Below are 8040 nucleotides of genomic sequence, written 5' to 3' on the forward strand. Positions count from 1 at the left end.
GGTGCCGACCAGGTGGGCGGTGTAGGTGCGTGAGTCGTTGAGGGTGACCCGGATGTTGGCGCCCTGTTTGGCGCTGGCCACGACGTGGTTGTTGGTCACGATGCGGCCCTTGGTGTCCCAGATGACGCCCGAGCCCTGGTCGCCGGAGCTGCCGTTGGACACGGTGATCGCCACGACGCTGGGGGTGACCTTCTGGGCGACCGCGCTCCAGTTGGGCGCGGCGTCGGCGGCGTTGGTCACCGGGGGCGCGGCCTGGTTGCTGCTGCCGTTGCTGTTGGTCTGGCTGGAGCTGGTCTGCCCGGCCGGGGTCGAGGTGTCGTTGTGGGTCCAGGCGTAGGTGCCGCCACTGGCCAGCGCCGCCGCCAGCACCGCAGCCACCGGCACCGCCAACCACTGACTACGCCGCCCGTTGCCGTTGCCCTTCCCGTTACCCCCGCCGCCACCGCCGCCGGAGGGCCCGGCCGGACCGCCGGGACCCCCCTGGCCGTAGGCCGGCTGCCCCGGCTGGGCGCCCCAGGCACCGTGGTACTGGCCGGAGTTGCCGTACCACAGCGGGCGGGTCGGGTCCTGGCCCGGTCGCTCGCCCCGGCCGGTCGGCTGCCCCTCCTGGCCCGCGTGCCCGGAGGGGGCGTACCAGCGCGTCTGTTCGGCGGACCCGGTCGCGCCGCCGCCGGCGGGCGGGCCGTCGTACCGGTCAGGGTGCTCGGTCATCGCAAGGCTCCTTGCTCGTCGTCTCGTGGGCTCCAGCGTCTCCCAGTGGCGTCAAGAGTCACTGGATGTTTCCTGAGTGTTCGCTGAAGGAAGGTCGACGACGAAGGTCGCTCCGCCGCCGGGGGTGGGCGCCAGCCCGACGTGTCCACCATGGCTGCCCACGATTGCGGCGACGATGGCCAGGCCGAGGCCGGTGCCGCCTCCCCGGCCACGGGTCCGGGAGGGGTCGGCCCGGTAGAAGCGCTCGAACACCTTCGAGGCCTCCGCGGCCGCGACCCCGTGGCCGTGGTCGCGCACCTCGATGACGGCGCGCTGCTCGGAGGGCACCGGCTGCGGACCATAGACCGGCCGGATGCCGATGGCGATCTCGATGGGGCTGCCGGCCGGGGTGTGGTTGATGGCGTTGGCCATCAGGTTGGTGAGCACCTGTCGCAGCCGGGCGTCGTCGCCCTCCACGACGGTCGGGCGCAGGGTGCCGTCCAGGCCCAGCAGCCGGATCCGCCGGTCGGGGGCGAGGGCTCGGGCGTCCTGCGCCGCATCACCGGCCAGGACGGTCAGGTCGACGGGCGCGAACTGTCCCGGCCGTTGGCTGTCCAGGCGGGTCAGGAGCAGCAGGTCCTCGACCAGCCCACCCATCCGGCGCGCCTCGTCCTCGATCCGCCGCATCGCCCCGGCCACGTCCTCGGGGTCACGCACGGCACCCTGGCGGAAGAGCTCGGCATACCCCCGCACCGTCGCCAACGGGGTCCGCAGCTCGTGCGAGGCGTCGGCGACGAACTGGCGCATCCGCACCTCGGACGCCTCCCGCAGCGAGAAGGACTGCTCGATCTGGGCGAGCATGACGTTCAACGAGGTCGCCAGGCTCGCGACCTCGTCGTGCGTGTGGCTGGGGGGGATGCGTCGGGTCAGGTCACCGGCGGCGATGGCGGCCGCGGTGTCCTCGATCTGGCTCAGGGGGCGGAAGGCGCGCCGCACGGCGACCCACCCCAGCGCGGCGCAGGCGATGGTGAGCCCGAGCGCGAGCAGCCCGGTGTAGAGCCACAACTGGTCCACCGTGCGTTCCACCGGGCTGAGCGGCACCGCCACCGCGAAGGTCGCGCTGTCGTCGCTGGTCTTCCCGGCCACCACGCGCCACTGCGTGTCCGAGCCGTTGCGGGATCCGACGGTGAACGGCTCGCTGCTGACGACGTGCGCGTTGTTGAGCCCCAGGTGCGGGATGGACGGGCTCGACTGCTCCCGGTCGGAGGTCACCAGCAGCGTCGGCGGGCTGCCGTTGGTCGGCATGATGACGATCGTGTAGGGCGAGGTGAGCAGCGCGTTGACGTGCGCGCGGCCGCTCGGGGCGCGCAGGGCGTCGAGGGCCGCTGCCGCGAGCGGCTGGCTGACCTGCTCGAGCTCGCTGTCGGTGCGCGAGACGAGGTAGTGCCGCAGCAGGGTGGTGGTGGCCAGGCTGGTGACCGCCAGTGCGCCCAGCATGAGCAGCACCACGATCGCGACGAGGCGCAGCCGCAGCGGCAGCTGGTGCAGGTGCTGCCTGAGCAGGGCTGTCCACGCGGACGTGCGTTGGGACCAGGTGCGGTATGACGACCGCCTGCGGGACGTCATACCGGCGCCTTCCGCTGGGGTCGGGTCACGCGGACTGCGGTGGCTGGCGGAGCACGTAGCCGATGCCCCGTCGGGTGTGGATGAGCCGCGGCTGGCCGTCGACGTCGATCTTGCGCCGCAGGTAGGAGATGTAGGACTCCACGATGCCGGACTCGCCCCGGAAGTCGTAGTCCCACACGTGGTCCAGGATCTGGGTCTTGGACAGCACCCGGTTCGGGTTCAGCATCAGGTAGCGCAGGAGCTTGAACTCGGTCGGCGACACGTCGATGACCCGGCCGGCCCGGCGGACCTCGTGGGTGTCGTCGTCGAGCTCGAGGTCGGCGAAGCGCAAGGTGGCCTCGTCGTCGACCTGCTCCTGACGGGTGCGGCGCAGCACCGCGCGGATGCGGGCGACGACCTCCTCGAGGCTGAACGGCTTGGTGACGTAGTCGTCGCCGCCGACGGTCAGTCCCTTGATCTTGTCGTCGACCGAGTCGCGGGCGGTGACGAAGACGATCGGCAGCGCGCGACCGGAGTCCCGCAGCCGCCGGGTGACGGTGAAGCCGTCCATGTCGGGCAGCATCACGTCGAGCACGACGAGGTCGGGCTCGGTCTCGCGGGCGAGCCGCAGGGCCGTGTTCCCGTCGCCGGCCACGTGGACCTCGAACCCGGCGAAGCGCAGGCTGGTCGCCAGGAGCTCACGGATGTTGGGCTCGTCCTCCACCACGAGGAGGCGTGCCTCAGGAGTCTGACTGCTCACGCGGGACAGTGTGTGCGCCTTGTCTGGGAGTTTGCTGAGGACGTTCTGAGCGTAGTCTTCGCATCCGCTGCCCGGCGACCGGAACCCTCCGGAGCGGTCGCCGGGTGGGCACGGAGGCGGGGCGGCCAACGCGCTACACCGGGTCTCGGGGGCGGTCAACGGGTGGTCACGGAGGCGGTGGCTCGGTGCGGGCGTGCTCCGGTGGGGTGGCGCGGGCCAGCGCTTCCCAGTCGGCGTCGCACAGGTCGCGCAGGCCGTCGGTGACCAGCACCGCGCCGGTGCGCTCCAGCTCGTCGACGCCGAAGCCGCCGGTGCGGATCGCCACGCACGGGGCGCCCATCCGCGCGGCGGAGGTGACGTCGTACGTGGAGTCGCCGATGACGATCGCGCTCGTCCCGCCGGCCCGGTCGAGGGCCACCTGCAGGATGTCGGGGGCTGGCTTGGAGGTCTGTGCGTCCTCGGAGGTGGTGACGGCGTCGACGAGCCTGCGGACGCCGACCAGCTCGACCGCCTGCGCAGTGTGGTCGGGCTTGCCGGAGGACCCGAGGGCGACGAGGAACCCGCGGTCCTTGAGCAGTCGCACCAGGTCGTAGGCGCCGGGCAGCGGCTCGACCTCGTCGCGGAGCTGGTCGTACTCGCACTGCCAGGCCTGGCGCAGCTGGTCGCCGAGGCGGTCCTCGACCGCGTCGCCGCCGAGCGTGCCGACCAGCCGGTCGCCGCCCATCCCGATCGCGCGGTGCACCCGCCACATCGGCAGCTCGATGCCGTAGGAGCGGAACGCCCGGTGCCAGGCGATCGCGTGGTGGTAGGTCGAATCCACCAGCGTGCCGTCGACGTCGAGCAGCACGGTGTCGTGGAGGCGGTCCTGTGGGGCGGTGCCGGTCATGTTCCGTTGCCTACCCGCCCGCGCCCGCCGCAAGCCCGGGCGCATCGCCGCTCGGGGCTGCCCGTGACGTCAGCGCGTCGGCGGCTGCAGCACGTCGTCGGCGTCCACGATCGTGTAGGCGTAGCCCTGCTCGGCGAGGAACCGCTGCCGGTGGGCGGCGAACTCGGCGTCGACGGTGTCTCGGGCCACGACGGTGTAGAAGTGGGCGCTGCGCTGGTCGCCCTTGGGCCGCAGCAGCCGGCCGAGGCGCTGGGCCTCCTCCTGGCGGGACCCGAACGTGCCGGAGACCTGGATCGCGACGCTGGCCTCAGGCAGGTCGATCGAGAAGTTGGCCACCTTGCTCACCACGAGCAGCTGGATCTCACCCTCGCGGAACTGCTGGAACAGCCGCTGCCGCGCCGTCACGGTGGTCTCCCCGGTGATGAGCGGGGCGTCGAGCCGGCCGGCGAGGGACTCCAGCTGGTCGAGGTACTGCCCGATCACCAGCGTCGGCTCGCCGCGGTGCTTGTCCACGAGCGCCTCGACCACGCGGTCCTTCGGGCCGGCGGAGGCGGCGAACCGGTAACGCTCGTCGGCCTCGGCCGTCGCGTAGGCCATGCGCTCGGCGTCGGGCATGGTCACCCGGACCTCGACGCACTCCGCGGGCGCGATGTAGCCCTGCGCCTCGATGTCCTTCCACGGGGCGTCGAAGCGCTTCGGGCCGATGAGGCTGAACACGTCGTCCTCGCGGCCGTCCTCGCGGACGAGCGTGGCGGTCAGCCCGAGTCGGCGACGGGCCTGCAGGTCGGCGGTCATCCGGAAGATCGGCGCCGGCAGCAGGTGGACCTCGTCGTAGACGATGAGGCCCCAGTCGCGGGCGTCGAGCAGGTCCAGGTGCGGGTAGACACCCTTCCGCCTGGTCGTGAGCACCTGGTAGGTCGCGATGGTGACCGGGCGGATCTCCTTGCGGGCACCGGAGTATTCCCCGATCTCGTCCTCGGTCAGGCTGGTCCGGCGGATCAGCTCGTCGCGCCACTGCCGCGCCGCCACCGTGTTGGTGACGAGGATGAGGGTGGTCGAGCGGGACCGGGCCATGGCGCCGGCCCCGACGAGCGTCTTGCCCGCGCCACAGGGCAGCACGACCACGCCCGAGCCGCCGTGCCAGAAGCCCTCCACCGCCTGGACCTGGTAGGGCCGCAGCTCCCAGCCCTGCTCGACCAGGTCGATCGGGTGCGCCTCGCCGTCGACGTAACCGGCCAGATCCTCGGCGGGCCAGCCGACCTTGAGCAGCTGCTGCTTCAGGTGGCCGCGCTCGGAGGGGTGCACCACCACCGTCTCGTCGTCGAGCTCCGCGCCGAGCAGCGGCCGGATCTTCTTGTGCCGCAGGACCTCCTGCAGCACCGGCCGGTCCGTGCTGCGCAGCACGAGCCCGTGCACCGGGTGCTTCTCGAGGCTGAGCCGTCCGTACCGGTCCATCGTCTCGGCGACGTCGACGAGCAGGGCGTGCGGGACGGCATACCGGCTGTGGGTGACCAGCGCGTCCACCACCTGCTCGGCGTCGTGGCCGGCCGCGCGGGCGTTCCACAGTCCCAGCGGCGTCAGCCGGTACGTGTGCACGTGCTCGGGGGCGCGTTCGAGCTCGGCGAAAGGCGCGATCGCCCGCCGCGCCGCCTCGGCGCCGGGGTGGTCGACCTCCAGCAGCAACGTCTTGTCGCTCTGGACGATGAGGGGTCCGTCGGTCATCGCAGGAGTCCGTCAGTCATGGCCTTCGGCGCAACGCCGGTCCTTCCGCCGCTGTTCCCAGGGCCCTCGCCGGTCCGGTCGGGGGCGGTCAGTAGGAGTTGCCGTACTGCACCTGGGCGTTGCCGGCCACCGCGATCGCCCAGACGGCGATGGCGATGCCCGCGATGATGGTGATGCCCCACCCGACGGCGAACAGGATCCAGCCCAGCTTGGTCTTGCGCCGGGAGTCGACCGGGTCGTGGGCGTTCTTGCTCAGCGCGATGATGCCGAGCACGAGGCTGGGGATCAGCAGCAGGCCGGCGCAGAAGACGAACGAGACGCCCGAGGCGATCGTGAGGATGAGTGCCGAGGTGTTCTGCTGCGGCGGGGCGTAGGGCGCCCCGTAGCCGCCGTAGGGCTGACCCGGCTGCGGCGGCGGGGGAGGCGGAGCCGCGCCATAGCCGTAGCCGCCGGTGCCGTAGCCACCCTGCCCGTAGTCGCCGGTCGGGCCGTAGCCCTGGCCGTACGAGGACGGTCCGTACGGCGACGGGCTGCTGCCGTAGCCGCCCTGTCCGTAGCTGCCCTGTCCGTACCCGCCTTGCCCGTACCCGCCCTGTCCCGAGTCGCCCTGCCCGTGGGCGCCGTAGCCCTGCTGGGCCGGGTAGTCAGGACGGTCCGTCGGCGGCTGGTGGGGCTCGCCCTGGGGCGGAGGGGCACCCGCGTCGTGGCCGGCATACGGGCCCGGCGGGGGAGGCGGCGCAGCTGACTGCTCTGACTGTGGCATGACGCCGGTCGGCTCCTGCTCGATCGGTGACGTGGGGTCGCTCGTGGGGTCGGGGCCGCGCCACGGGTCGTCCCGGTAGGCGTCGTCGTCGTTGCGCTGGTCGTCGCTCACATCACCCTCCCCACATTGCGCCCAGGTCACCCTACCTGCCGCACGTGTGTCCGCTGCGCACCAACCCGGGCACCCATCGGTATGCCGGGTGCCTCCGGAGGTGCCCACCCTCGGGAGGCGCGGTGGTGGCGGTGCGCGCCCCTGCCACGATGGGGCAAGGACTGTGGACAGGAGGACGACCGATGCGACGAGCCCAGCGTGAGCCGATGGCGGGGATGCCCGAGCGGGTGACGATCTACGAGGTGGGCCCGCGAGACGGGTTGCAGAACGAGAAGTCGATCGTGTCGGTCGGCGCCAAGGCGGAGTTCGTGCGGCGTCTGCTGGCCGCGGGGCTGCAGACCATCGAGACCACGTCGTTCGTCAGCCCGAAGTGGGTGCCGCAGCTGGCGGACGCCGAGGAGCTCATCGCCGCACTCGGCGAGGACGCGGCCGGCTCCCAGCGGCCGGTGCTGGTCCCCAACGAGCGTGGTCTGGACCGCGCGCTCGAGCACGGCCTGTCGGCGGTCGCCATCTTCGGCAGTGCCACCGAGACGTTCGCGCGCAAGAACCTCAACCGCACCGTCGCCGAGTCGCTGGGCATGTTCGCGCCGGTGGTGTCGCGAGCCAAGGAGTCGGGCGCGTGGGTGCGTGCCTACGTCTCGATGTGCTTCGGCGACCCGTGGGAGGGGGACGTGCCGGTCGAGCAGGTGGTCGATGTGGCCTGCAGGATGATGGACCTCGGCTGCGACCAGCTCAGCCTCGGCGACACGATCGGCGTCGGCACCCCGGGGCACGTGGCGCGGTTGCTGGAAGGACTGGACGCCCAGGGGATCGGTGTCGACCGCATCGGCGTGCACTTCCACGACACTTACGGCCAGGCGCTCGCCAACACCGTCACGGCCCTGCAGCACGGGGTCACCGTGGTGGATGCGTCGACCGGGGGGCTGGGCGGGTGTCCCTACGCCCAGAGCGCGACCGGCAACCTCGCCACCGAGGACCTGGTCTGGGCGCTCGACGGGCTCGGGATCGAGACCGGCGTGGACCTCGAGCAGCTGGTCCAGACCAGCGTGTGGATGGCCGAGCAGTTGGGGCGTCCGTCGCCCTCGCGGGTGGTCAAGGCCCTCGCCGGCTGACCTGCTGCGGCGTGGCTTGACAGCGAAGTGGTCTGGCCCACTGCGTGGACAGCCGCTGCCTGCCGTCGAATCCGCTGCGGCTCTTGACATCGGTTCTAGCCTGCGAATGCCTCACATCAACTGCCGGTCGAGACCACAAGTCCCGGTCGACCAGGCCAAGGAGATCAGTTTGAGAGCGTTCCGTACCCGGAAGAACCCCACCGCTGAAGCGTGCCAGAACGGCGCCCACCGGCGCCTGCGCGTGACAGCACTGCTCGGTGCCGGCGGCGTCGCCAGCGCGTTGGCGTTGGCCCCGATCGCGGCCCAGGCCCAGCCTGCCTCGTCCTCCGCGGACGACACCTGGGCCACCCCGTGGGCGCAGAAGGTGCCCGACAGCCTGCTTGCCACGCAT

7 protein-coding genes and 1 pseudogene are annotated in these 8040 nt (G+C 72.0%); 2 read left to right on the forward strand and 6 right to left on the reverse strand.

Annotated features, from left to right (window positions below):
* The 6 genes and pseudogenes from VFL99_RS09550 to VFL99_RS09575 form a co-directional block, all read right to left on the reverse strand.
* A pseudogene (locus VFL99_RS09550) lies at window positions 1–711 on the reverse strand (S1C family serine protease); the annotation flags it as partial.
* A gap of 51 nt (window positions 712–762) precedes the next feature.
* On the reverse strand, window positions 763–2316 hold the full coding sequence (locus tag VFL99_RS09555; protein WP_325106117.1) for a sensor histidine kinase: 1554 nt from the start codon (window positions 2314–2316) through the stop codon (window positions 763–765).
* 25 nt (window positions 2317–2341) lie between these two features.
* The gene (locus tag VFL99_RS09560) at window positions 2342–3055 is read right to left on the reverse strand and encodes a response regulator transcription factor (protein WP_325106118.1); all 714 of its coding nucleotides are present in this window, start codon (window positions 3053–3055) and stop codon (window positions 2342–2344) included.
* 166 nt (window positions 3056–3221) lie between these two features.
* Window positions 3222–3941 carry an HAD family hydrolase gene (locus tag VFL99_RS09565; protein ID WP_325106119.1) on the reverse strand — a complete coding sequence of 240 codons (720 nt, stop codon included), beginning with the start codon at window positions 3939–3941 and terminating at the stop codon, window positions 3222–3224.
* 69 nt (window positions 3942–4010) lie between these two features.
* Window positions 4011–5663: a DNA repair helicase XPB gene (locus VFL99_RS09570; RefSeq protein ID WP_325106120.1), complete on the reverse strand. Its 1653-nt coding sequence runs from the start codon at window positions 5661–5663 to the stop codon at window positions 4011–4013.
* Between the two features lie 88 nt (window positions 5664–5751).
* A complete protein-coding gene (locus tag VFL99_RS09575; RefSeq protein ID WP_325106121.1) occupies window positions 5752–6537 on the reverse strand; it encodes a hypothetical protein in 786 nt (261 codons plus the stop codon).
* A 182-nt stretch (window positions 6538–6719) separates the two neighbouring features.
* Between VFL99_RS09575 and VFL99_RS09580 the strand changes: the two genes are divergently transcribed.
* Entirely contained in the window at window positions 6720–7649 is a 930-nt protein-coding gene (locus VFL99_RS09580) for a hydroxymethylglutaryl-CoA lyase (protein ID WP_325106122.1), read from the forward strand.
* A gap of 169 nt (window positions 7650–7818) precedes the next feature.
* Window positions 7819–8040: hypothetical protein (locus tag VFL99_RS09585; protein WP_325106123.1), on the forward strand; the 222-nt coding region annotated here is incomplete at its 3' end.

The sequence above is a fragment of the Segeticoccus sp. genome, from assembly GCF_035708005.1.

What these genes read in the sequence shown, in the direction of transcription:
- VFL99_RS09570 (WP_325106120.1), bottom strand. Translation starts at nt 5,663, where the DNA reads ATGACCGACGGACCCCTCATCGTCCAGAGCGACAAGACGTTGCTGCTG.
- VFL99_RS09555 (WP_325106117.1), bottom strand. Translation starts at nt 2,316, where the DNA reads ATGACGTCCCGCAGGCGGTCGTCATACCGCACCTGGTCCCAACGCACG.
- VFL99_RS09580 (WP_325106122.1), top strand. Translation starts at nt 6,720, where the DNA reads ATGCGACGAGCCCAGCGTGAGCCGATGGCGGGGATGCCCGAGCGGGTG.
- VFL99_RS09565 (WP_325106119.1), bottom strand. Translation starts at nt 3,941, where the DNA reads ATGACCGGCACCGCCCCACAGGACCGCCTCCACGACACCGTGCTGCTC.